This is a genomic window from uncultured Tateyamaria sp. (genome assembly GCF_947503385.1).
Lineage (GTDB): Bacteria > Pseudomonadota > Alphaproteobacteria > Rhodobacterales > Rhodobacteraceae > Tateyamaria.
Genome location: NZ_CANNDO010000006.1, coordinates 22,536 through 47,267, shown reverse-complemented (window position 1 = coordinate 47,267; position 24,732 = coordinate 22,536). Strand labels below are relative to the sequence as shown.

General features: G+C 61.8%; 25 protein-coding genes. 17 read left to right on the top strand and 8 right to left on the bottom strand.

The window, feature by feature from the left end:
• Positions 1-47: 47 nt before the first annotated feature.
• The 7 genes from Q1A85_RS17505 to Q1A85_RS17475 all read left to right on the top strand — a co-directional run bounded on the left by Q1A85_RS17505 (position 48) and on the right by Q1A85_RS17475 (position 6,121).
• Positions 48-503, top strand: coding sequence for a GNAT family N-acetyltransferase (locus Q1A85_RS17505; protein WP_299692438.1), 456 nt, complete (start codon positions 48-50; stop codon positions 501-503).
• Between the two features lie 5 nt (positions 504-508).
• Complete coding sequence (locus tag Q1A85_RS17500; RefSeq protein ID WP_299692435.1) at positions 509-1,867, top strand: DUF2927 domain-containing protein; 1,359 nt, start codon at positions 509-511, stop codon at positions 1,865-1,867.
• 43 nt (positions 1,868-1,910) lie between these two features.
• On the top strand, positions 1,911-2,084 hold the full coding sequence (locus Q1A85_RS17495) for an apolipoprotein acyltransferase (protein WP_299692433.1): 174 nt from the start codon (positions 1,911-1,913) through the stop codon (positions 2,082-2,084).
• Positions 2,084-3,271 carry a VWA domain-containing protein gene (locus Q1A85_RS17490; protein WP_299692430.1) on the top strand — a complete coding sequence of 396 codons (1,188 nt, stop codon included), beginning with the start codon at positions 2,084-2,086 and terminating at the stop codon, positions 3,269-3,271. The genes Q1A85_RS17495 and Q1A85_RS17490 overlap by 1 nt, the downstream gene beginning before the upstream one ends.
• Positions 3,272-3,310: 39 nt before the next feature.
• The gene (locus Q1A85_RS17485; RefSeq protein ID WP_299692427.1) at positions 3,311-4,474 is read left to right on the top strand and encodes a cytochrome P450; all 1,164 of its coding nucleotides are present in this window, start codon (positions 3,311-3,313) and stop codon (positions 4,472-4,474) included.
• Between the two features lie 39 nt (positions 4,475-4,513).
• Positions 4,514-5,209, top strand: coding sequence for a M48 family metalloprotease (locus Q1A85_RS17480; RefSeq protein ID WP_299692424.1), 696 nt, complete (start codon positions 4,514-4,516; stop codon positions 5,207-5,209).
• Between the two features lie 63 nt (positions 5,210-5,272).
• Positions 5,273-6,121: a hypothetical protein gene (locus tag Q1A85_RS17475; protein WP_299692421.1), complete on the top strand. Its 849-nt coding sequence runs from the start codon at positions 5,273-5,275 to the stop codon at positions 6,119-6,121.
• Here the strand turns inward: Q1A85_RS17475 and Q1A85_RS17470 are convergent.
• The 5 genes from Q1A85_RS17470 to Q1A85_RS17450 all read right to left on the bottom strand — a co-directional run bounded on the left by Q1A85_RS17470 (position 6,118) and on the right by Q1A85_RS17450 (position 11,766).
• Positions 6,118-6,678, bottom strand: coding sequence for an RSP_2648 family PIN domain-containing protein (locus Q1A85_RS17470; RefSeq protein WP_299692418.1), 561 nt, complete (start codon positions 6,676-6,678; stop codon positions 6,118-6,120). The two genes, Q1A85_RS17475 and Q1A85_RS17470, sit on opposite strands and share 4 nt — an antisense overlap.
• Positions 6,675-7,886 (bottom strand): RSP_2647 family RNA methyltransferase, encoded by a 1,212-nt coding sequence (locus Q1A85_RS17465; RefSeq protein WP_299692415.1) that lies wholly within the window; start codon positions 7,884-7,886, stop codon positions 6,675-6,677. The genes Q1A85_RS17470 and Q1A85_RS17465 overlap by 4 nt, the downstream gene beginning before the upstream one ends.
• Before the next feature lie 39 nt (positions 7,887-7,925).
• A complete protein-coding gene (locus Q1A85_RS17460) occupies positions 7,926-8,612 on the bottom strand; it encodes a DUF6778 family protein (RefSeq protein ID WP_299692412.1) in 687 nt (228 codons plus the stop codon).
• A 122-nt stretch (positions 8,613-8,734) separates the two neighbouring features.
• The gene (locus Q1A85_RS17455) at positions 8,735-9,019 is read right to left on the bottom strand and encodes a hypothetical protein (protein WP_299692410.1); all 285 of its coding nucleotides are present in this window, start codon (positions 9,017-9,019) and stop codon (positions 8,735-8,737) included.
• A complete protein-coding gene (locus Q1A85_RS17450; RefSeq protein WP_299692407.1) occupies positions 9,016-11,766 on the bottom strand; it encodes a glutamine-synthetase adenylyltransferase in 2,751 nt (916 codons plus the stop codon). The genes Q1A85_RS17455 and Q1A85_RS17450 overlap by 4 nt, the downstream gene beginning before the upstream one ends.
• A gap of 76 nt (positions 11,767-11,842) precedes the next feature.
• On the opposite strand from Q1A85_RS17450, the gene Q1A85_RS17445 reads away from it, so the two are divergent.
• The 4 genes from Q1A85_RS17445 (at position 11,843) to Q1A85_RS17430 (ending at position 14,227) form a co-directional block, all read left to right on the top strand.
• On the top strand, positions 11,843-12,310 hold the full coding sequence (locus Q1A85_RS17445) for a YbaK/EbsC family protein (protein ID WP_299692405.1): 468 nt from the start codon (positions 11,843-11,845) through the stop codon (positions 12,308-12,310).
• 127 nt (positions 12,311-12,437) lie between these two features.
• Complete coding sequence (locus Q1A85_RS17440) at positions 12,438-12,845, top strand: DUF2852 domain-containing protein (protein ID WP_299692402.1); 408 nt, start codon at positions 12,438-12,440, stop codon at positions 12,843-12,845.
• A 56-nt stretch (positions 12,846-12,901) separates the two neighbouring features.
• A complete protein-coding gene (locus Q1A85_RS17435; protein ID WP_299692399.1) occupies positions 12,902-13,330 on the top strand; it encodes an RDD family protein in 429 nt (142 codons plus the stop codon).
• A gap of 78 nt (positions 13,331-13,408) precedes the next feature.
• Positions 13,409-14,227: an arginyltransferase gene (locus Q1A85_RS17430; protein WP_299692396.1), complete on the top strand. Its 819-nt coding sequence runs from the start codon at positions 13,409-13,411 to the stop codon at positions 14,225-14,227.
• A gap of 171 nt (positions 14,228-14,398) precedes the next feature.
• Here the strand turns inward: Q1A85_RS17430 and Q1A85_RS17425 are convergent, their stop codons facing one another.
• The 3 genes from Q1A85_RS17425 to Q1A85_RS17415 form a co-directional block, all read right to left on the bottom strand.
• Entirely contained in the window at positions 14,399-16,753 is a 2,355-nt protein-coding gene (locus Q1A85_RS17425) for a TRAP transporter large permease subunit (RefSeq protein WP_299692393.1), read from the bottom strand.
• Complete coding sequence (locus Q1A85_RS17420) at positions 16,753-17,703, bottom strand: TRAP transporter small permease subunit (protein WP_299692390.1); 951 nt, start codon at positions 17,701-17,703, stop codon at positions 16,753-16,755. The genes Q1A85_RS17425 and Q1A85_RS17420 overlap by 1 nt, the downstream gene beginning before the upstream one ends.
• Before the next feature lie 108 nt (positions 17,704-17,811).
• On the bottom strand, positions 17,812-18,897 hold the full coding sequence (locus Q1A85_RS17415) for a TRAP transporter substrate-binding protein (protein ID WP_299692387.1): 1,086 nt from the start codon (positions 18,895-18,897) through the stop codon (positions 17,812-17,814).
• A 255-nt stretch (positions 18,898-19,152) separates the two neighbouring features.
• Between Q1A85_RS17415 and Q1A85_RS17410 the strand changes: the two genes are divergently transcribed.
• The 6 genes from Q1A85_RS17410 (at position 19,153) to ilvN (ending at position 24,730) form a co-directional block, all read left to right on the top strand.
• A complete protein-coding gene (locus Q1A85_RS17410; protein WP_299692384.1) occupies positions 19,153-20,583 on the top strand; it encodes a cache domain-containing protein in 1,431 nt (476 codons plus the stop codon).
• On the top strand, positions 20,580-21,221 hold the full coding sequence (locus Q1A85_RS17405; RefSeq protein WP_299692381.1) for a response regulator transcription factor: 642 nt from the start codon (positions 20,580-20,582) through the stop codon (positions 21,219-21,221). The genes Q1A85_RS17410 and Q1A85_RS17405 overlap by 4 nt, the downstream gene beginning before the upstream one ends.
• 48 nt (positions 21,222-21,269) lie before the next feature.
• The gene (locus Q1A85_RS17400) at positions 21,270-21,572 is read left to right on the top strand and encodes a hypothetical protein (protein WP_299692378.1); all 303 of its coding nucleotides are present in this window, start codon (positions 21,270-21,272) and stop codon (positions 21,570-21,572) included.
• A gap of 51 nt (positions 21,573-21,623) precedes the next feature.
• Positions 21,624-22,031 (top strand): methyl-accepting chemotaxis protein, encoded by a 408-nt coding sequence (locus tag Q1A85_RS17395; RefSeq protein WP_299692375.1) that lies wholly within the window; start codon positions 21,624-21,626, stop codon positions 22,029-22,031.
• A 304-nt stretch (positions 22,032-22,335) separates the two neighbouring features.
• A complete protein-coding gene (locus tag Q1A85_RS17390; protein WP_299692371.1) occupies positions 22,336-24,087 on the top strand; it encodes an acetolactate synthase 3 large subunit in 1,752 nt (583 codons plus the stop codon).
• 82 nt (positions 24,088-24,169) lie between these two features.
• Complete coding sequence (ilvN, locus tag Q1A85_RS17385; RefSeq protein ID WP_299692368.1) at positions 24,170-24,730, top strand: acetolactate synthase small subunit; 561 nt, start codon at positions 24,170-24,172, stop codon at positions 24,728-24,730.
• Positions 24,731-24,732 lie beyond the last annotated feature (2 nt).

The window sequence follows — 24,732 nt, the reverse complement described above, 5'->3', positions numbered from 1 at the left end:
CGAAAACGCCCGCATCCAATATGCTAAAAAGCAGGCAGGCAGTATAAATGACCCCGAACGACGCACTCAACGTGCGCCCTCTGACTTTGTCGGATCGCCCGCAATGGGACGGTCTGTGGGCGGCCTATCTTGAATTCTATGGCACGTCCCGCCCCAAGGAAGTCTTTGACACGACCTTCCAACGCCTGATTGGCACCGACCCGCAGGATTTTTCTGCGCTGGTCGCCGAACAGGCCGGCAAGCTGGTCGGGCTGGTTCATTTCCTGTTTCACCGCCACTGCTGGCGCGTCGAAAATGTCTGCTACCTTCAGGATCTCTATGCGGATCCGTCGGTGCGTGGTCAGGGCATCGGGCGGCGCCTGATCGAGGCGGTATATGCCGCCGCCGACGCCGCAGGAAATCCGTCGGTCTACTGGCTGACGCAGGATACCAACGCGCAAGCGCGCAAGCTCTATGACCGCGTCGGCGCCCTGTCCCCTTTCATCAAATACGATCGGGGATAATCACCATGCGCCGCTTTGTTCTCCCCTTCGTGCTGTTGCTCAATGCCTGTGTGCCCGTGACCCCCGGCGATACGCCGTCGCGTGCGCTGCCGCAAACCTCCGACCTGCCGCCGATGAAGACCTTTGGCGCGCCGCGCCCCGAGGCACCGGTCAAATCCAACAATGATCTGGCGCTCGACTTTATCGAGTTGAGCTTCCAACTGGAATCGGGCCGTGACCTGCCCGTCTTTACCCGGTTCGAAGGACCTATCTCGGTCCGCGTCACCGGCGCGCCACCCGCCTCGCTGGGTGGTGATCTGCGCCGCCTGATGCACCGTCTGCGCACCGAAGCAGGCATCGACATCTACGAGGCAGCGCCGGGCAACAGCGCCAACATCACGATCGAGGCCGTCAGCCGCGCCGAGATCCGCCGCGCCCTGCCCCATGCCGCCTGTTTCGTGGTGCCCAACATCACAACCATCCGCGAATACAAGCCCAACCGCCGCAGCACCCGCACCAGTTGGTCGGCCCTGCGCAAGCGGGAAAAGTTGGCGATCTTCCTGCCCAATGACGCAAGCCCCCAAGAGGTGCGCGACTGTTTGCACGAGGAACTGGCGCAGGCCATCGGCCCGCTCAACGATCTTTATCGCCTGCCTGACAGCGTGTTCAACGACGACAACGTGCACACGGTGCTGACCGGTTTCGACATGCTGATGCTCAAGGCGTATTACGCACCCGAACTGCGCTCTGGCATGACGCGCGGACAGGTGGCACTGATGCTGCCCAAGATCTTTGGCCGCATCAATCCGCGTGGTGAGGCGTTGCCCGCCAAATTCGCAACCCGCACCCCCCGCGCCTGGAGCGATGCGGTCCAAACGGCGCTTGGCCCCGGGGCCAACGCCAACCAGCGCCGTGCCGCCGCCGCCCGCGCGCTGGAAATTTCGCAAGCCATGGGATGGCAGGATCACCGCCGCGCCTTTGCGCATTACGCCAATGGCCGTCTGCTGCTGTCCTCCGATCCCAAGGCCGCACAGACCCATTTCCGCGCCGCCGACCAGTATTACGCCGCGACCCCCGGTGCCACGCTGCACCGCGCCTATGTCGCGACACAGCTGGCCGCCTATGCGATCACCCGCGGTGACGGCGATGCCGCAATGCTCATCCTGTCGCGCCATATTGACGAGGCCGCGCAGAACGAAAATGCAGCCCTTTTGTCCACGCTCCTGCTGTTGCGCGCCGAGGCGCTCGACCTTCAGGGACGCACCGCCGAGGCACGTACCGTCAGGCTGGACAGCCTTGGCTGGGCGCGCTACGGCTTTGGCTCGGATTGGGCGGTGCGGGCCAAGCTGCGGGAAATCTCTTCTCTGAGTCCGTTGAAAGGTTAAGTCGCGCCGCTAAGTCCCTGACAGGGAACACGAAAGGCGCGATATGATCTATCTACCTGCAGCACTGATCGGCGCCGTGATCGGCGGCCTGAACGCCAAACGGCGCGGTGGCAAGGGTCTGGACATTGCGCAATACGCCGCCGTTTACGGCATCGCCTTTGCTCTGCTGGGTTTGATCGTGACAATCATTCTCGACCGCAACGGTGTGTTTGGCTGATGTTCCTGCCATTCTTCGAGCATTTGAGGCGCGCGGGTATCCCCGTCTCATTGCGCGAATTTCTGAGCTTTCTCAAAGGGTTGAAAGCCGGTCTTGCCACATATGACATCAAGGCGTTCTATTATCTCGCGCGCATCAGTCTGGTCAAAGACGAACGCAATATAGACAAGTTCGACCGCGCCTTTGCCGCCGCATTCGAAGGGTTGGAAGGCATCAGCATCGAAGAGGTGCTTGAGGCCGTCGACATTCCCGCCGACTGGCTCGAAAAGATGGCCGAAAAGCACCTGAGCGCAGAAGAACGCGCCGAAATCGAAGCATTAGGTGGTTTCGACAAGCTAATGGAAACGCTCAAGAAACGCCTTAAAGAGCAAAAGGGACGGCATCAGGGCGGCAACAAGTGGATCGGCACGGCAGGTACGTCGCCCTTTGGTGCCTATGGCTACAACCCCGAAGGTGTGCGTGTGGGCCAGAAGGACAGCCGCCACCAGCGCGCGGTCAAGGTCTGGGACAAGCGCGAATTCAGGAACCTCGACGACTCGGTCGAATTGGGCACGCGTAACATCAAAGTGGCGCTCAAACGCCTGCGCCGCTGGGCGCGGGATGGCGCGGCAGAAGAACTGGACCTGAACGGCACGATCCGCGCCACCGCCGAACACGGGTATCTGGATGTGCAGACCCGGCCCGAACGGCGCAACGCGGTCAAGGTGCTGCTGTTCCTCGATGTAGGCGGCAGCATGGACCCCCATATCAAAATCGTGGAAGAGTTGTTCTCGGCGGCAAAGTCCGAGTTCAAACACCTCGAACACTTCTACTTTCACAATTGTCTCTACGAGGGGGTGTGGCGTGACAACCGCCGCCGTTGGGACGCACAAACGTTGACCCACGAGGTGCTGCGCACCTATGGTCCGGACTACAAATGCATCTTTGTGGGCGATGCCAGCATGTCTCCCTACGAGATCGCCTATCCCGGTGGGGCCAACGAACACTGGAACGCTGAGGCGGGTCAGGTCTGGCTGCAACGGGCGCGGGACCAATGGGCGTCGAACCTGTGGATTAACCCGGTGCCCGAGAAATACTGGCCCTACACCCAATCCATCGCCATGGTGCAGGAGATTTTTGGTGCGGATACCATGGTGCCCATGACCCTCGAAGGGTTGAGCCGGGGGATGCGCGCGCTCACGCGTTAACACTTTGCGCGGGCGAGCGTCTGACCTAGGCTGCGCTCCATGTCGAACGCCCCTGTCTACCACATTGATCCGACGGCCTTTCACGCCGACCCCTACCCCGATCTTGCCGCAATGCGCGCGCACAGTCCTGTCTGCTACGTGCCCGAATTGGGCGCGAGCCTGTTCACCCGTCGCGATGACATCTTTCGTGAGGAAAAGCGCATTGCGCTGTTCTCCAGCCACCAACCGGAGGGGCTGCTGACAAAGGTCATGGGGGCCAACATGATGCGCAAGGACGGCGAGGCGCATATGGCTGAACGGCGCGCGCTGTTTCCGGCGCTCAGCCCGCGCACGGTGCGCGACGTGCTGGCACCACAATTCGCCGACATCGTCGCCCGTCAGTTGAAGCGGATCACGCCGCGAGGATCCTGCGATCTGGTGACGGACTATGCCATGCCCGTGGCCGCCGACGCGCTGCGGGTTATGACCGGCCTCACCAATATGGCCGCCGCCGACATGGACGCGGCCAGTCAGGCGATGCTGGATGCCGCGGCAAACTACCAGCGCGACCCGGATGTTGATCACAAAGGCTATGCCGCAGCCGAACAGGTGCTGGCGCTGATCAAGGCACGCCTGCCCGAATTGCGCGCCGCGCCCGATCTGTCGATTATTTCGGTACTGGATCAGGCCGGACTGTCGCTTGACGCGATTGCAGGCAATGTGCGCGTCATCATCGGCGGCGGCCAGAACGAGCCGCGGGACGCCATTGCCGGCACAGTCTGGGCGCTGCTGCGCCATCCCGACCAGCACGCCCAGATCCGGCAAGGCGCGGCCACGTGGGGGGACGCGTTTGACGAATACGTACGACTTGTCGCCCCCATCGGGATGTCGCCACGACGGGTCGCGCACAATGACAGCGCCTGCGGCGTGGCGTTCGAGGAAAACGAGCTCATCTTTTTCATGTTTGGTGCAGCGTGCCGCGACCCGGCACATTTCGACGATCCGGACCGCTTTGACATCCGCCGTAACACGCGCCCCGCGATCCCTTTCGGTGCCGGGCCACATTTTTGTGCCGGTGCTGCGGCCTCGCGAGCGTTGATCGCGGATCACGCGCTTCCCGCCCTTTTTGACGCTTTGCCCGGACTGCGGATTGCGGGGGATGTTCCGTTTGCCGGTTGGGCGTTTCGCGGACCTGTGCAACTGCCGGTGGCTTGGGATGTCTGAGCGCTTGCCTGCGCCCGTCCCGCGCCCCATATGCTATCTATGCTCAAGCTGACCCCGATCCTGCTGGCACTGCTCTATGGCCTTGTCATGTACCGCTTTTCAGTCTGGCGCACCTCGCGCGAGCTGGATGCGCAATCGACCGAACTGGCCGATCCGATGCTGCGCCAGATGTGCGACCAAATGGCCGCAGCGCTCGATCTGCCGCGCATCAAGGTGCATATCTACGAGATCGACCCGATCAACGGGCTGGCTGCCCCTGACGGGCGCATCTTTATCACCCGTGGGTTCTACAACAAGTTTCGCCAAGGTGCTGTTTCCGCTGACGAAATGGCCAGTGTGATTGCGCATGAACTGGGGCATGTGGCGTTGGGGCACAGCCGCCGCCGGATGATCGACTTTTCCGGCCAGAACGCGCTGCGCACCGCGCTGGCATTGGTGCTGTCACGTTTCATTCCCGGTGTGGGGGTCTGGATCGCCAATGTGCTCACCAGACTGTTGGCGGCGCGACTGTCGCGCAATGACGAATACGAAGCGGACGCCTATGCCGCTGCGTTGCTGACCAAGGCGGGGATTGGCGTGACGCCGCAGATCACCCTGTTTGAGAAGCTCGAAAGCCTGACACAGGCGCGCAAGGGTGCCGCACCCGCATGGTTGATGAGCCATCCCAAAACGGACGACCGCATCGCGGCCCTGCGCAAACTGGAAAGCCGCTGGCAGATCAGCGAACCATCTTAGCACTCCGGTAACCCTCGGCAGGTATAGCTCCACTCTCAGATTGGCAGACTTGGTGGACGCGCTGTGAAATCGTTAGGGGCCTTTGTGTTTACGCTTTTGCTGTGCCTGCCGCTGGTATCCGCGGCGCGTGCGGATGAGCCGGACACAAGCACGCGCCTGACCCTTGCGCTGCGGCAGGCGACACTGGTGCAAAGTATGCGCGCATCCACATGTTTTGCCATGGGCGGCATTGATCAGGACCGGCAGGGCGCGCTAGCGCTGGAACACGCGGACAGCTACGGCACAACGCTTGCGGCCCTGCGCGATGGGCACGATTGGCTGGGCCTGTCGCCCGCCCGAAATGCGGACGACGTGGCTGCCGTTGCCACTGCTGAAACGGTCTGGCGTGACTTCCGTCCTGCGGTCGATCAGATTATCGCCGGCGATCTGCACAGCGTTGTCATGCGCCAGATCATGCGCGACGCGGACCCAACTGTGGACAGCGCCACGCGCCTTTCCGGACATTTCTTTGACACGCTGGACATGCCAGCATCAGGCCCGCATATCCGGCAGGCGGCGCAATTGGCCGCGCATTACAGGATGCTGACCCAACGCGCCTTGGGCGAGATGTGTTTTGTGCTGTTCGATCTGGGCGGCGCGCCGATGCGCAGCCGCTTGTTGGAAACGCTCAGTGATATCGATCAGAGTTTCGCGCTGCTCAGTGAAGGCGGCACCGACATTGCGCCGCCCCCCAGCGCCCGCGTGTCGCGGAACCTGCGCACCGCGCATCTCTTCTGGAGCAAGATGCGCCCCACAATCGTGGCAGTGCAGTCCGATACTATGCCGGATGCGCTGACGGTGCAAAAGATGCTGAAGCTCAACAAATCCGTACTCAAGCAACTGGATCAGGCGGTGGACGGATATATCGGTTAGCGGTCCGGCGCCTGTGCCGCCGCAAGCGTTTTGCCCAGACGCGGCAGACGCGCCTTTTTCATCAGCGCGCGCAGCGTCCAGTCTTCGCCCGACAGATGCCGGGCCTGATCCAGCACGGAGTGCGCAACCTCTGCCACCGGCCCCGGCTGCGTTTGTGCACAGCGTTGCAAATATCCGTCCGGATCGACGCGGGACAATCCTTCTTCGGCCAGAATGTTGCGCGGGAAATCCTTGGCGTTCATGGTCATAATGATGTCGGATGACCCCTGAATGGCGGCTGCCAGCACATGAATGTCACCGGGATCCGGCAACCACAGCCGCGCCTCCAACTCGGGCGGGTGGCGGATCACAGCCTTGGGCCACGCCACAGCCAGTTGCGCGATCTCACCCCTTGCCTGCGCCTCGGCCACAGGCCCCAGACGCGCCGCCGCGCGGGCCCATTCCTCCAGAATGCGCGGCGACCATTGCGGCGTGAACAGACCTTGGCGCGCAACGCCCAACACCACCTCACGCATGACCGTCGGAAAGAGCACGTTGGCGTCGATCAGGATTTTCATAGCCGGAAAAACAGCGCCTTGAGATAGCCGGTTTCGGCCAGTTGCGGCAATTGCGGATGGTCCGGCCCGGCAAAGCCGGTGTGGATCAACGCAGCCTGCCGCCCTGCCCGCCCGATCCCACGTGCGGACGCGGCATAAAATTTGCCAAGGTCCGCCGCGTGCGAACAACTGCACAGCCCCAACACGCCACCGTCGGCCACACGGGCCGCACCCAGCCGTGCAATGCGTTCATAGGCGCGCAATCCCGCCTCCAACGCCTGTTTTGACGGGGCAAAGGCGGGCGGGTCGCAGATGACCATATCGAATAGAGCACCGTCCTCTGCCAGCGCCGCCAGCACGTCAAACGCATCGCTCTGCCGCGTGGCAAAACGTGCGTCTGCCTGCATAAGTGCGGCCCCCTCTGCCGCGAGGCGCAGCGCGGGTGCCGCACCGTCAACACAGGTTACGTGCGCCGCACCGCCCGCAAGCGCGGCCAAGCCAAAACCGCCCACATGGGAAAACACATCAAGCACCTTCGCTCCCTGCGCCAAACGTTGGGCAAAAGTATGATTGGGCCGCTGATCAAAGAACAACCCCGTCTTTTGTCCGCCCATGACATCCGCCAGATAGGTGGCGCCGTTCATCGGCACCGGCAAAGGGGCGTCCGGCGCCTGTCCCCGCACCACGCCCGAACTGTCATCCAGCCCTTCGAGCGTGCGCGTCCGGCCCGAGGCGTTTTTGATCACCACCTGCGCGCCGGTCACTGCCATGGCAGCATCCACCAGCACATCCAGCAAGACTTCGGCCCATGCTGCATTTGGTTGCACCACCAGCGTATCGCCAAACCGGTCAATGATCACACCGGGCAACCCGTCCGCCTCGGCATGGATCAGGCGGTAGAACGGCGCATCGTAGAGCCGAGTGCGCAGATCCAACGCCCGCGACAATCGCGCCTCAAGCCACGCCGCATCAATCTGCGCTGCGGGGTCACGGTCCAGCATACGGGCAAAGATGCGCGAGGCCGGATTGACCGCAACCAGCCCCATCGGGCTGCGCGCGTCATCCTCAAGAACGGCCAACGTGCCGGGGGTCAGCGCCTTGGTCCGCCGGTCGGTTACGACCTCATTGGCATAGGCCCATGGATGGCCATGGCGGATGCGGCGGGCGTCGACCTTGGGGCGCAGGCGCACGCGCGGACGGTCGGAGGCGGAAAAAGAGGGCGCTGTCATAGCGCCCTCCTCTACGTCTTTGCGATCAGATGCGAAAGATCACTTTTGCTGGTGGTTCATCGCCTGAACAAACCCAAGCCGTGGATTCTGGAACCCTTCGGCGCGGGTCAACTCTTGCCGGATCACCTCGGCGAGATGATCGGTGATGCGCACCTTTTGCGTTTGTCCCTGCGCGTCCGCATTGATTGCCTGCTGACCGCCAAACCCGTCAAGATCGGCATGGACCTCGCGCGTTTCGGCCAATGCGGCACCGGTTTCGGGATCACGCAATGTCAGTTCAAAGGTGATGTTGTGCACGCCGCCCACGCTGTAGCGGGCCTTTTCCGTCAGAGCGTGAAAGCGTTTGACGGTGATATCCAGCGACACAGGCAATGTGCCGTTGACCGATTGCGCACCGCGGGTCATCGCCGTGTCAAAAATGTCAGCGACCTGTTGGTGGCGATCACCGATGGGGTCGCCCCGCCACACGATGTCACCTTTGGGCAAATACCGGTTCGCCTCGGACACAGTCAGGCTGCGGGGCACGGTGATGGTGATGGCTTTGACCTGCACGTCCGTCAGCGGCGCAGCGGCTGGAATTGCCTGCGCTGCAGCTTCGACCGGCGCATTGGCCGATGACAAAGGAGTTGCCTCAAACGGGGCCGTGTTTGTGGGCACAATCGGTGCGCCACAGGCCGACACTAGGCCCCCCATCATCAGCAGCAAGGTGATCTTGATGCGTTTCATATCCACTCTCCAATCGGTGCGGTGGTCTCATGCCACCTCTCGTTATGGACAGGATCATGCGCGCGAATTGCGGCGAATTTGGGACAAATTTGGGCGAATTGCGCGATTGTTTCGCGGCGCGATCAGGAAGACGCACGCCCGTTGCGCGCACGCCAGCCCCCCCGACGACGCGGCGTGGCAATGCCCTGACGGCCTTCGCGCAGCACTTCGGTCATCGGGTGATCGGTATGTGCGGCACCGTAGGTGTCCAGCAACGCGGCCAACGCCTGATCCTGCGCCCGGTCCACCGGCAGGCTCAGTGCCCAGTCAAGAAAGATCGTGCGGCAATCCGGTTTGGTGATGCCCTCGATCCGGTACGCCTCATAGATCAGACCCTTGGGGTCATTGGCGTCGCCTGACTTGCTCATGTCGCCTGTCCTCTCTCTAGCGCTGCGTCGATGATCCCAGCGCTGTTGTCATAGAGTTCGGCCAGCTTGGCCTCGCTTGCCTCTATGCGCTCGGTTTCGGTGACACGCAACAGAATGGATTGGCCGCCCGCACCAATGTCTTCGACGGCAAACGCACCGGCGCTGAGCAGCCGTGTCGCCATCTGCACCCGGCTCATCAGTTGGTGCGCCTCGGCCAGCCTGTCGGCCTCTGCCGCACGCAGGACACCTGCGGCGGCGCAGGCACGCAAGCCATCCGCAATGTCGCGCGACGCAGTGCCCTGCAACAGCGCGCCCGTTTGCGATAAAAGTTCGATATCCTGCAACCGGCCCGGCCCGACCTTGACGTCCCAGAGCGATCCCGCCGCCTTGGCCGTCGCGATCCGGGTGCGCATCTCGGACAGGTCGCGCAGCAATGCGGGGGCGTCGCGCGGGGTGGCCAGAGTATCGCAGCGGAACACCTCGATATCCTCGGCCAGCGTGTCCGGCCCCGCGATGGGCCGTGCTCGGGTCAGGGCGAGGTGCTCCCAGAACCACGCGTCGCTGCGCTGATAGCTGTGGAACGCGGACCAACTGGTCGCAACTGGCCCCTGATTGCCAGAGGGACGCAAACGCATATCCGCCTCGTACAGCCGCCCCTGCGCTGTCTGCGCGGTCACGGCTGTGATCATGGCTTGGGTCAGGCGGGCATAGTAGGTGCGCGACGGCAGCGGTCGGGGGCCGTCTGACGCCTCGACCCCTTCTGCATCGTAGATGACAATCAGGTCGAGGTCCGATTGCGGCGTCAACCGCCCTGCCCCCAGTGACCCCATGCCCAGCACCACCGCCCCGCGACCCGGCGGGTCGCCGTGCCGTTTGGCAAACTGCGCCACCACTTCGGGCCAAAGCGCTGCGACGCAGGCCGCAGCCAGATCGGCGTAATGCTGTCCCGCTTCCTCGGCGGTGACGAGCGACCGCAGCATGTGGACACCGATGCGAAAGTGCCATTCCTTGGCCCACACGCGGATGGCGTCCAGCTTGGCCTCGTAATCCGTGGTGGCCGCCAACTGCGTCGCTGCGTCCGCACGCAACGCATCAAACCCCGGCCACGGCGCAAAGAAGCCGCCCCCCAGAACCGCGTCCAATACCTGCGCGTTGCGGGCAAGGTACTGCGCAAGCGCAGGCGACGTGCTGACGATATCCACCAACAGATCGACCAGCGACGGGTTCGCTTCGAACAGCGAAAACAGCTGGACGCCTGCGGGCAACCCGGCAAGGAACCCGTCAAAGGCCAGCAGTGCCTCGTGCGGGCGCGCAGCCTCGCCCAGACGCGCCAGCAACATGGGCTCGATACGGTCGAAGAGCGCGGCACCTCGTTCAGACCGCAGCGCAGGATAGTTGCGCCAGCGCGCTTGCACGGCCGCGTCAATCGGTTCAGGCGTGGCCGCCGCGTTTGGATCGGGGGCAAAAAACCCTTCGGTCTCGCCGTGCACCTCTGACAGACGTGACCGCAGCGTATCCTTGAGCGCGCCCACCTCCATGTCCATCATCGCGGCCAGCCGGTCGAACCCTTCGTCATTGCGCGGCAAATTATGGGTCTGGGCATCCTGCACCATCTGGACCCGATGTTCGATGGTGCGGGCAAAGCGGTAATGATCGGTCAGCCGCGTCGCCTGTCCGGAGGTGATCCAGCCCTTGTCCGCAAGCCGCGCCAACGCATCGACCGTGCCCCGCACGCGCAGATCGGCATCGCGCCCACCGGCAATCAATTGGCGTGTCTGGGTGAAAAATTCGATCTCGCGAATACCACCGCGCCCGAGTTTCATGTTGTGTCCAGGCAAGGTGATCGGCCCGCCCGTCCCCTTATGCGCGCGGATGGCAAGGCGCATGTCATGGGCATCCTGCACCGCTGCAAAATCGAGATGTCGCCGCCAGACAAAGGGGCGCAGATCGTCAAGAAAAGCTTGCCCCGCCGCGATGTCCCCCGCGCACGGACGCGCCTTGATATAGGCCGCACGCTCCCAAGTGCGCCCAAGGCTTTCGTAATATCGCTCTGCCGCCCCCGCAGACAGCACCACCGGCGTGACAGCCGGATCGGGCCGCAGCCGCAGATCGGTCCGAAACACATAGCCGGCATCGGTCAGATCGCTCAGCGTGGCGCACATCTGTTGCACCGCCTTGATGCAGGCACTGCGGATGGTCGGATAGTCTTCGGGCACGTGGCGCGTCTCGTCAAAGAGGCAGATCAGGTCCACATCGGAAGAGTAGTTCAACTCGCCCGCACCCATTTTGCCCATGGCCAGCACGAACAGACCCACGTCACCTGCGGGCAGCTTTCCCCGCTTGCGCTGCACCTCCAAGGCGGCGGTCAGTGCAACGTCACAGGCCATGTCCGCCAGATCGGTCAGCGCGCCCGTCACCTTTTCCAACGGCCATGCACCGCCAAGGTCCGCCAAGGCCGTCAGCAATGCCACACGCCGTTTGGACTGCCGCAAGGCGGATTTCACATCCACCTCGGGCCCCGGCGGGCGCAAGGCATCGGCCAGTGCCATGTCGGGCGCGTCCAGCGCGCCGGGCACCCAATCGGCCTCTTTCTCGATCAATGCGGCGAGATACGGGCTGCACCCTGCCGTGCCAGCCAACAGATCCCGCGCCACCGGGTCCGTGACACCAACCGCATCGGCCACCTCCTGCCCCCGGTCAGGTTGGAACGGACGCGGCATGGATGTGAGTGCAGACATCAGTGACATATCCGCACCCTTTCGCGCAGGTCGGCGCGCGTCAATGCCCCTTGTGCCCCCTGCCGCGCGCGCTAGGCTGCCACGAATGAGCAAGAGCCTGAAACGTGTCCGCGCGGCCATCGAAGCTGCTGGTATCGAAACGGAAATCATGGAAACGCCGCTTGCGCGCACCGCCGCCGATGCGGCCAGCGCCATCGGTTGCGAGATCGACCAGATCGCCAAATCCATCATCTTTCGCGGCGCGCACAGTGGTGAGGCAATTCTGTTCCTGACCGCGGGCGGCAATCGGGTGGACCCGGATCGCGCCGCCGCCCTCGCGGGTGAGCCGCTGGACAAGGCCGATGCGGCGCTGGTGCGTGCTCAAACCGGGTTTGCCATTGGCGGTGTGGCACCTGTCGGACATGTGAACCCGATCCGCGCCTTTGCCGACAGGCGGCTTTCCGATTTCAATGTGATTTGGGCCGCCGCAGGCACACCCCATCATGTTTTTCGCGCCAGCCCGGCTGATCTTATTCAAATTTCGGGCGCGGAACTTACTGATTTTACGCAGTAAAACGCCCATATGTAAAAAACGTTCACATTTTCTCTTGCAATGCGGCCCCGGGTGCCCATTTATTTGATGTGAAAGACATTCACATACACACCCCAACGGGCCACGCCCCCTTAAGAAAGGTAACGAAATGACGTCCATGTCCACCTCCGCACCCGCCCCGCGCAGCTCGGAGGGCTGGTTTACCCGCACAGAGCGGTGGCTTGACGACCGTGGCAAGGGCGCCTGGATCGCTGCCATGGTCCTCGGGTTCATCCTCTTCTGGCCTGTGGGCCTTGCCCTTCTGGCCTATATGATCTGGAGCAAACGCATGTTTTCCAAGTCCTGCACGACCCGCCGCATGGGGCGCACCATGACCACAATGCGCTCGACCGGCAATTCGGCCTTTGACGCATACAAGGCCGACACCCTGCGCCGTCTCGAAGAAGAGCAGCACAATTTCGAGGCCTTCCTCGAGCGTCTGCGCGAAGCCAAGGACAAGTCGGAATTCGACCAATTCATGGAAGAACGCGCAACCGCCGCGAAGTCCGAAGAGTAACACACAAACCGACAGGCCCCGGCACAACCGGGGCCCGTCCCGTTCCGGAGACCTCGATGCACCTCGCCGATCCTGTTACCCAACCTCAATTCTACCGCGACGTCGCGGGCAAGCGTCTGCTCGCCTGGATCGTTGACACCGTTTTGATCACTCTGATCTGCCTGCTTATCCTGCCGTTCACCGCGTTCATCGCGCTGTTCTTTTTTCTCGGGCTGATGGCGGTTGTCAGTTTTGTCTACCGGGTGCTGACCCTCGCAGGTGGTTCTGCCACCTTGGGTATGCGCCTCTTTGCCATCGAATTTCGGGATCGGCACGGTGCCCGCTTTGATCTGGGCACCGCGTTCCTGCACACGGTCGGCTACACGGTCAGCTGGGCCGTCGCCCCGCTGCAACTCATCTCGATCGTTCTCATGGCGACCTCTGGCCGGGGACAGGGGCTGACGGACATGCTCTTGGGCACCGCGGCACTGAACCGACGCGCATAACCGGGTGACCGGACAGAATGCAGGGTTGCGTGACCGGGGCGTCTTGCTATCATCACGCGCAACCCAATCAGGTCGTCCATGCGCCACACGCTTCCCCTTGCTCCGCAGTTTTACGTAACTGCGCCCCAGCCGTGCCCTTATCTTGAGGGCCGTATGGAGCGTAAGCTGTTCACGGCCTTGCAGGGCGAGAACGCGGAAAAACTGAACGACAGCCTCAGCCAACAGGGCTTTCGCCGGTCGCAAAACGTGCTCTACCGTCCGTCCTGCGCCGATTGCTCGGCCTGCCTGTCGGCCCGGATCGACGTCAGCGCCTTTGCCCCGACCAAAAGCCAGCGGCGCACCTCCAAACGCAACACTGATCTGGACCGGAGGGCCACATCTCCTTGGGCCACCGAAGATCAATACGCACTCTTTCGCGACTACCTGGACAGCCGGCACGCCGATGGTGGCATGGCCGACATGGACGTGTTCGAATTTGCCGCCATGATCGAAGAAACCCCGATCCGCAGCCGGGTGGTTGAATACACAACGGACCGAGGCAAGACGCTGATGGGGGTCAGCCTCACGGACGTTCTGACCGACGGGCTAAGCATGGTTTACAGCTTCTACGCCCCCGGTCACGAACGGCGCTCCATGGGGACCTATATGATCCTCGATCACGTCGAGATCGCGCGCGAAGCGGGCCTGCCTTATGTGTATCTCGGTTATTGGGTCCCCGGCAGCCAGAAGATGGGGTACAAGTCCAAGTTTTCCGGCCTCGAAGTTTATCTGGGCGGGCGCTGGCAAAAGATGTCGGACCCCGACAGCTTCAGCCCGGACACCCATCCCCTGTCCACTGACCCGATTGCGGAACAGGTGGCCAATATCTCCCTGCCCGACACGCGCCCCACACGCTAACTCCGGTCCAACGCTCCAACGCGCCCCCGTCTCTGTCCCAAAAAATCCTGGGGGAGCCGAAGGCGGGGGCAAAGCCCCCTACGCGCGCAGCGCCTTTATCCATAAATAGGCGTAAGGGCGGCCCACCGGGCCGCCCTTTCCTTTGGATCACGCCGCGAACGGCGGATCGGATCAGTTCGGGATCAAATCCGGGATCAGCGTCACGATCCCCGGGAACGACCACAACAACGCCAGCCCCGCCACCTGGATCAACACAAACGGTATGATCCCGCGATAGATATGACCGGTCGTAACCTCCTTCGGTGCCACCCCGCGCAGATAGAAGAGCGCAAAGCCAAAGGGCGGCGTCAGGAACGAGGTTTGCAGGTTCACGGCGATCATGATGGTCACCCATTTCGGGTCGAACGTCCCACCGTAAATGACCGGCCCCACAATCGGGATTACGATGTAGATGATCTCGAGGAAGTCGAGCACAAAGCCCAGCACAAACAGCACCAGCATCACAATCAGGAACACCGTGAACTCATTGTCGAACGACTTGAGGAACTGCTGGATGTAGTGTTCCCCACCGAACGAGATGACCACAAGGTTCAGGAGCTGCGAGCCGATCAGAATGGTGAACACCATCGACGTGACCTTGGCCGTTTCGCGCACCACTGGCGCCAGCACGCCGCTTGTCCACAGGATATAGCACGAGAACAGCAAGCCAAAGAGCGCATAGAGATACGCGCCATAGGCCACCACAAACCCGAACCAGCTTTGCGCCGATACGTCGTCCTGGTTGATCCGCAGGTCAAAGTTGATGCCCACAAGGATACAGACCACGATGGCCAGTGTGGACCAGATGATCACCTTGGGACTGCGGTCCATGTCGGTCAGCTTGCGGTAGGCCGCCAGCATGATCGCACCACCCGCGCCAAGCGCGGCCGCAGGCGTCGGATTGGTGATACCGCCCAGGATCGACCCCAACACAGCCACGATCAGCACCAGCGGCGGGAAGACAACCCGCACCAGTTCGTTCTGTGCACAGCGCTTCACGCCCTCGACCACGCCATACAGGATCAGCGCAAATGGGATGAACATCACAAACACGTAGTAGCCCGCACTGTTGAGTGGGCCGATCAGCACGATATCGGCAAGCAGTGCCAGAACCACGCCAATGCCCCCGACGATCAGCGGCTGGCTTTCGCGGCTGGGCGCGATGCCCTTGGCTGTGGTCAGGATCAGGCCCAGCAGGATCAGCAGGATGGCGGTGCCTGTGCCGATCGGTGCGGCTTCATCCACCTTGGTCTGGATGGCGGCGGCGATCTCTTCTTCGGTCAGCGCCTCGCTTTGTGTGGACACACCTGCCGCGTCAATCTCGGCCTGTTGGGTCAGTGCCGCGTCCCAAGCCTCTTGCCCGTGCAGTTCGATCATGGACGCCTTGCACTCATCCCCCACGTTCGTACGCAGGCTGGCCGACGCGCCCACATCCGAGAAGGACGAGACCGTCGTCGACTGGCTGCCCACCACGTTCAGGTTACCCAGCAAGATGGTGCCCACGATGATCAGGACTGGTGCGCCAAGGAACCATGTGAAGGCTTCGTTACGGGTGATTGGTTCGGCATTGGTTGCCCCCATTTCCACCGCGGGCGCCTTTTCCGGGTTCAGCAGCGCATACCCAAAGGCATAAAGCGCATAGAGCAGCGCCAGCATGATCCCCGGCAACAGCGCCGCCTGAAACAATGTGCCCACGGACAGCACCGCAGGCTCACCCAGATAGGTCAGCGCGTCGGTACAGCCCGCGACCTGCGCCCGGCTTTCCTGCGCGGCCGAATACAAATCACCCGCCAGCGTGCCCAGCAGCACGATCACGATGGAGGGCGGAATGATCTGCCCCAGCGTGCCGGAGGCCGCGATCACCCCGGTGGCAATCTCGGGTGAATAGTTGTTGCGCAGCATCGTGGGCAGGGCCAAAAGGCCCATGGTCACCACGGTCGCCCCCACAATCCCGGTGGAGGCCGCAAGGAACGCGCCCACCACAACGATGGACACAGCCAGACCGCCCGGCAGCGGACCAAAGACGCGCGCCATGGTGGTCAGCAGATCATTGGCGATCTTGGAGCGTTCCAGCGTGATCCCCATCAGAACGAACATCAGCACCGCCAGCAGCGTCTCGATCGACTGACCCGCGAGGACCCGTTCGTTCATCCGGTTCACGACAAAGGATACGTTCCGGTCCAGCGCCACTTCCCAGCCGCGCGGGAACACAGGCTCACCAATGCGCGGCAAGTCCGGGTATCGGAACAGGGATATCGTATCGGGTTTGACCCCGGAGTTGACCAGATCGCGATAGGCTTGCGCGCTTTCGTCGATGGCCTGATGGATCAGCAGACCCGCGCTGTCCAGCGCCGCGATAATCGCAAAGGAGATGACCCCGGCGCCCGCAATGGCAAAGGCCACCGGAAATCCCGAAAGGATGCCGCCGAACAGGCAGACAAACACGATAATCAGGCCGATTTCGACCCCATCAAGACCAAACAGCATCAGTGCGTCCCCTCATAGGCTTCTTCACCTTCGCCCAAGGTGTCGCGGTCGAGATATTTGCCTTCGGACGCTTCGCCCTCTTTCCACTCAAGATACGAGCGGTAGAAGAAGGCGATTGCGTGCAAAAAGACGAGCCCGGCAAAGGCAACCAGCAGGATTTTGAACAGGAAATACCCGTTGAACCCGTTGGGGCTAAAGCCGATGGTTTCCACATTCCAGCGGACCGCCGCAGCCGAGCGTTCGGCGCGTTCAATTGTCCAGCTGGCCGCCGGTTTCGGCGTCACGAGGTGGCGCCACAGGAAGTACCAGCCATACATCCAGATGAGAATGGCCGACGGCGCCATAAAGATCAGAGAACCCACCATGTCGATGATGCGTTTGGTCCGGTGCGATACGGCGGAATAGATCAGGTCGACGCGCACATGCCCGCCCTGCACAAACGTGTAGGTCACGCAAAGACAGACGACCAACGCGTTGTAAAGTTTCAGTTCTTCGGCAAACCACGAAATGTCGAATTGCAGCGGAATACCGAATCCGATGGAAATGTCGGGCCGGGTAAAGATGCGCTGCATAAAGACAATGACGATCTGTTGGATCACCATCAAAAGCCCCGCCCACGCGGCAAATCGGCCAACCGTGTTGGCAATGCCTTCGAACAGGCGGACACAGCCCCACATGAACTCGTTGCGCCAAAGGCCCACACCCGTCAACACGAGTATGAGGGCAAGAATTGCAAAGAAAAACTCGACCGAACCGCCGTAGTAGACGACGTGCATCAGGGACAGCTTGTCTTCGGGCGTGTTGTTCCACGTGATCCAGTCCAGCCAGTAGGCCGGATGCAGGATCGCCCACAAGAGGTCATAAAACCCGGCTGCAAGGTTTTGAAAAAACCAGATAATCCCGTCCAGTAGCGTCAGAAAGACGCCTCTGCCTTCGGTCTCATCGCCCATGATGTGCCCCCCTTGTCCGCCGGTTCTCAGCGGGTTCTGCCTGTTGTGTGCAGACCCAAGGGCCCCGGGGAAACCCCGGAGCCCTTGGGCAGACTGTCAGATCTTGGCTTAGCCGCCCAGCACGCGCACGCGCTGTGCCACATAGTAGCCGTCGGATTTGTTGATCCAGCTGGCCGATGTGGCGAGGCTTTCCTCGAACGATTTGCGTGTTTTCGCAAACAGCTCGTCGCCCATGTTTTCGTCCATGACTTCGGCCGACGCCGCGCCAAACGCATCCCAGACGTCGTCGGAGAACTGCAGGGTTTTCACGCCTTGCTGTTGCAGACGGGCCAGTGCCGCACCGTTGTTTGCCAGCGTCTCGGACAGCTGGAAATAGGTGGTGGCGCGGCTTGCGTTCTGCAGGATCGCCTGATGCTGCGGCGTCAGGTCGTTCCACACGTCAAGGTTGACATTGGCGGCCAGAGCCGAACCCGGCTCGTGGAAACCAGCGGTGTAGTACACCTTGGCCACCTCTTGGAAACCGGCGCGTTCGTCAGCCATCGGGCCAACCCACTCCAGACCGTCCAGCGCGCCCGAAGACAGCGCCTGATACAGTTCACCGCCGGGGATGTTCTGAACGGAGGCGCCCAGTTTGCCCAGCACCTTGCCGCCCAGACCGGGCATACGGAACTTCAGACCGTTGAAGTCGGCCGCCGAGTTGATCTCGTTGCGGAACCAGCCACCGGACTGCGAACCGGAGTTCCCGGCCAGCAGACCTTTGAGGTTGAAGATCTGGCCCAGCTCGTCGTGCAGTTCCTGACCGCCGCCATGCTCGTACCAGTTGGTGACTTCCTGCGCTGTGCCGCCAAAAGGAACGGCGGTGTAGTAAGCGTAAGCCGGGTGCTGACCGATAAAGTAGTAGTCAGCCGAGTGATACATGTCCGCCTGGCCCGACGACACGGCGTCAAACACTTCGAACGCGCCAACCAGTTCACCAGGGGCTTTCTTGTCGATGGTCAGCTGACCGTCGGACATCGCGCCCACGAACTGCTCAAGATAGCTTGCAGCGTCGTCCAGCACGGCAAAGCCGCGGGGCCACGATGTGACCATGGTCAGGGTGCGCTTGCCTTGGGCATAGGCCGGTGCGGCCAGCGTGGTTGCGGCGGCGGCTGTACCACCAAGCGCAGAAGTTTTCAGAAAAGAGCGACGATCCATGAAAGTAATCCTCCCAGATATGATGCCCTGCCCTGTCGAATGGACGGGCGGATCGTTTCGAGTGTGGCACACCATACGTATGAGGTGCGCAAAGGAAATACCTAGTACTGCGTAGTCCCGCTTCCAGTTCGACGGTTTTTGCGCGTTTGTTCCGTGAAAACAGACAGGGATTCGCAGGTGTGTCGCGCTGTTAGCGCTACAACTTGAACCAACCGCACTTTGATTCGGCGCGTAATCGTCGTATCGAATCATCTTATGCTGCGTGCCCTGCCCGTCCTGCGCCTGTCTTATGCGCAAAAGCTGTCATTGGTGGCAGCCGTTCCGCTGATCCTCGCGGTGGCGGCGATTGCCGTGCTGGTGGCCAACCAGTCCCGCGCGCTGGCCGAACGCGAGATCCAGACGCTTGAGGCGCAGTTGATCGAAGCGAAAAAGCGCGAATTGCGGAATTACGTGACCCAAGCGCGCAACGGGTTCTACTTTATCTACGGCTCCGCAGCCCCCGACGATCAGGAGGCCAAGGATCAGGTGGCGCAAATCCTGTCCGCGATGATCTACGGGGACGAAGGGTTTTTCTTTGTCTACGACTATGACGGCACCAATCTGGTCAGCCCGCGCCAAACCGACATGATCAACCGCAATCATCTGGACCTGACCGACAGCACCGGAACCCCCGTCGTCGCGGACCTGATCGAGATCGCGCGGCAGGGCGACGGGTATCTCACACATCTGTGGCCCAAACCGTCAAACGGGCAAGAGGCCGAGATGATCACCTATGTCACCTCCTTTCCGTCGTGGCGTTGGGCGGTGGGTACGGGCGTGTTTATCGACGACGTCCTGAATTCTGTTGCCGCGGCGCGGGCCGATGTGGAGGCGCGGGTCGAACGGACCTTCTACTATATTCTGGGCATCACGCTGGCGGCGCTGCTGCTGGTGTTTGGCTCGGGCATGGCATTGAACATCCGCGAACGTCGGCTGGCCGACGCCAAACTGAAAAAACTCACGCAGCGCGTGTTTGACGCCCAAGAAGAAGAACGTGGCCGCGTGGCGCGCGAATTGCATGACGGGATCAGCCAGATGCTGGTCGGCGTCCGCTATGCGCTGGACAGTGCCCGTCGCCGTCTGCTGCGCAGCCCCAACACCGCCAATGAACCGCTTGAACGTGGCATCGACGATCTGGGAACCGCCATTGCCGAGGTCCGCCGGATCAGCCGCGACCTGCGGCCCGGCGTTCTCGACGATCTCGGGCTTGGCCCTGCGCTCAAGGCGCTGGTGGAGGATTTTGCCGTGCGCACGGAAATTGAGGTGGATTTCAACACGGTCGTGTTCCACAATCGTTTGGATCAGGACGCCAAGATCGCGCTCTACCGCATTGCGCAGGAGGCGCTGACCAATATCGAACGGCACGCCAGCGCCACCCGCGTGTCGGTCGATCTGCGCGGCCACCGGCGCGGTGCCACCCTGCGGATCAGTGACAACGGTGTGGGCCTACCCGCACGGGTACGCCAAGGGGCAAGCGGTCTGGGCCTGCGCAACATGCAGGAACGGGTGGAACAACTGGACGGTCAGTTCCGTATCCTCGCCTCCGCTGGCAAAAGCACCGGCACCGTGGTCGAGGTCACCGTACCGCTGACCCACCTCCTGCCCCCCGAAGAGACCGCCGCAACAAAGGACCGCGCCCGCGCATGACCCCGATCCGCATTATGATCGTCGACGACCACCCCATGGTCGCCCAAGGCATTCAATCCGTGCTCGAAGAGCATGACGACATCACCGTGATCGCCACCTTGGGCAACGGGCGCGCGGCCTTGGATGCGCTCGACACGCTAAACCCGGACGTGATCCTGATGGATTTGAACATGCCCGAGATGGGCGGGCTCACAGCCACGGAACTGGTGCTGGAAAAGCGCCCCGGCACGCGGGTGCTGATCCTGTCGATGCATGACAGTCCGGAATACATCACCTCTGCCCTCAGCCACGGCGCGATGGGTTACGTCCTGAAGGACGTGCCGACAGATGAGATCAAGATTGCCATCGACACGGTGATGCAGGGCGGTCGCTATCTCTGTACCGGGGCCGAAGGGGCAATTGCGCCCAAATCCAACGGCGCAGGCGATGCGCTGACGGGGCGCGAACAGACGATCTTGCTGCAACTGGCCCAAGGGATGTCGAACAAGGACGTGGCCGGTGCGCTCGACATTTCCGTGCGCACGGTCGAGACACACCGCAAGAACATCAGGCGCAAGCTGGGCATTTCCTCCACAGCCGGTCTGACGCGTTATGCGCTGGAACATGGGGTGCTACAGGGCACGGGGAATGCGCTGTAGCCATTTCGCGGTAACGTGAGATTTACCAATGTCCTGCTAACTGACTGCATGACACCCGCAGCGTTGCACACCGCCCCCGAACCGCAGGCGCATCAAAGCGCCGAAATGTCCCATTTCGCGCATCGGCGTGCGGCGATCGATCTGATCGCGACCCTGCGTGCCCGGATGGTGCGCTGTGCGCTCTTTGGCACCTATCTGCTGCGCCCGCATCCGATCACACCGGAAGATGAGGAGACGCGCGCAATGTGGCGCGCCAAGTTCGAAGAACAGCATGTGGACATTCTGCGCGCCTACAGCCTGCTTGAGGGGCGCGACCCCACCGGCGCATTGCCGCCGGAGATCTGCGCGTGAATCACGCAATCCGTCAAACTCTGGCCAAAGCAGTTGGACGTCCTGCACAGGATGCTTGAACTGACCAAAGCCCTGCGCGACGCGCTGTCGTGCAGTGACGCCGAACTCGACACCGCGCTAAAGGCGCATTTCGTGTTTGGCCGTGGCCAGTTCTATCAGGCGGTGACCGAGATTTGCGATGGGCTTTGGTCCCAATTGGATCAGCAGCGCGATCAGGACATGCAGCAAGCCCGCGAAAATGGTGCGGCCATCGACGACATCTTGGGGCGTCTGGAACGGATCGGCAAACACGTGCGCCTTGTATCCCTGAACGCCTCGGTAGAGGCTGCGCGCGTGGGCGACGCGGGGCGCGGTCTGGGCGTGATTGCCGTCGAATTCAAATCCCTCGCCGAGGAAATCCAGCATCTGGCCGCCTCGGCACGTGACAATATCAACGGTATGACCAAGGGTGCAGGCTAAATCCCGCCCTCAAAATTGCTGATCTGTCGCACCTGACGCTGTCTCAGCAACAATATTCCGATTTTTTCCAGCCCCACGACACATTTGTCGTGGGTTTGCCTGTTGACGCTGGTCGCAGACATGCATAACGTCCGCGTCACGCAAGCAAAGAGGTCTTCGGTCCATGACCGTTCTGGTAGACATCCTGGTACGAAAGCGCATGGGCCGGTAACGGAAATCCAAACCGACACCCATGCGCCCCCGAAACCCGGGGGCCTTTTTTTTGCGCAAAAGAAAAACGAAACCGCAATCGGAGCACGCGGATATGACACGTCAAATGACCGGAGCGAAAATGGTTGTCCAATCCCTGATCGATCAGGGTGTGGACACGGTATTCGGATATCCCGGAGGTGCTGTGCTACCGATTTACGACGAGGTCTTTCAACAGAACTCGATCAAGCACATCCTTGTGCGCCACGAACAAGGTGCGGTGCACGCCGCCGAAGGCTACGCGCGTGCCACAGGCAAGCCGGGTGTGTGCCTTGTGACGTCCGGCCCCGGAGCGACAAATGCCGTTACCGGGCTGACGGACGCGTTGATGGATAGCATCCCGATCATAGTGCTCACCGGTCAGGTGCCCACGTTTATGATCGGCTCGGACGCCTTTCAGGAGGCCGACACCGTCGGCATCACGCGCCCCTGCACCAAACACAACTGGCTGGTCAAGGAAACCGACGCCCTGTCCGGCACTCTGCACGAAGCGTTCCACGTGGCCACAAGCGGTCGCCCCGGCCCCGTCCTCGTGGACATCCCCAAGGACGTGCAATTTGCCACCGGCACCTATTCCGGGCCGAAACCGTCCGCCTCGCACTACCAGCCCCGCGTCAAGGGCGACATGGAAGAGATCACCGAACTGGTCGCCGCCATCGAAACGGCCAAACGCCCGATCTTTTACACCGGCGGCGGCGTGATCAACTCGGGCCCCGGCGCAAGCCAGCTTTTGCGCGAACTGGTTGAGGCGACCGGCTTTCCCATCACCTCGACCCTGATGGGCCTTGGTGCCTACCCCGCCAGTGGCAAGCACTGGGTTGGGATGCTGGGAATGCATGGTCTTTATGAGGCGAACATGGCGATGCACGACTGTGACCTGATGATCAACATCGGCGCGCGGTTTGACGACCGGATCACGGGCCGCATCGACGCGTTCAGCCCAAAATCGAAAAAGGCCCATATCGACATCGACCCCTCCTCGATCAACAAGGTGATCAAGACGGACATCCCCATTGTCGGTGACGTCGGCCACGTGCTCGAAGACATCCTGAAGGTCTGGAAATCCCGCGGCCGCAAGACCAACGCAAGCGCGGTCGCGCAGTGGTGGACCAAGATTGACGAGTGGAAGGCGGTGGACTGCCTCAAGTTCAAGCAGGAAGGCAAGACGATCAAGCCGCAATATGCGCTCGAACGGCTTGAGGCGCTGACCAAGGATCACGACCGTTACATCTGCACCGAAGTGGGCCAGCACCAGATGTGGGCGGCGCAGTATCTGGGGTTCGAGGACCCCAACCGCTGGATGACGTCGGGGGGTCTGGGCACCATGGGTTACGGCTTTCCCGCATCCATCGGCGTGCAGATGGGTCACCCGGACGCGCTGGTGATCAACGTGGCAGGCGAAGCGTCATGGCTGATGAACATGCAGGAGCTGGGGACAGCGATGCAGTTCAACCTGCCTGTGAAACAGTTCATTCTGAACAACGAACGGCTGGGTATGGTGCGCCAGTGGCAGGAGCTGCTGCATGGCGAACGCTATTCGCACAGCTGGTCCGAAAGCCTGCCAGATTTCGTAAAGCTGGCCGAGGCGTTCGGGGCCAAGGGTATCCTGTGTGATGACCCTGCCGACCTCGACGATGCAATCATGGAGATGCTCAACCATGACGGCCCTGTCCTGTTCGACTGTCTGGTGGAAAAGCACGAAAACTGCTTTCCCATGATCCCGTCAGGCAAAGCTCACAACGAGATGCTGCTCGGCGAGGCCGAAACGCAGGGTGTTATTGATGCGAAGGGGTCGGTTCTGGTGTGACCGCCGTTTTCCGACACGGAAAATGGACCGGAAACCGTGTCGGTTTCCGCCACCTCTGCCCAAAATAAGAAAGCCGAAAAAAATGTCCGCTCTAAAAATCAAAAAAGGCTCCACCAGCCATTCCGCCTATAACCTGCGGCCCACGTTCAGCGACGTGGTGGAAAAGCACACGCTGGCGGTCCTTGTCGAAAACGAACCCGGCGTGCTGGCGCGGGTCATTGGCCTGTTTTCAGGTCGGGGCTACAACATCGAAAGCCTGACCGTGGCCGAGGTGGACCATCAGGGACACCTCAGCCGCATTACCATCGTCACCACCGGCACGCCGCAGGTCATCGAACAGATCAAGACACAGCTGGGCCGGATCGTACCCGTCCACGAGGTACACGACCTCACCGTCGAAGGTGCCAGCGTCGAGCGGGAACTGGCAATGTTCAAGGTGGCCGGACAGGGCGAAAAGCGTGTCGAGGCGCTGCGGCTGGCGGATATCTTCCGGGCCAATGTGGTGGACAGCACTCTGGAAAGTTTCATCTTCGAAATCACAGGCGCACCGGAAAAGATCGACGCCTTTGCCGATCTCATGCGCCCATTGGGTCTGGTCGAAGTGGCGCGAACAGGCGTCGCCGCCCTGCCTCGCGGCGACTGACC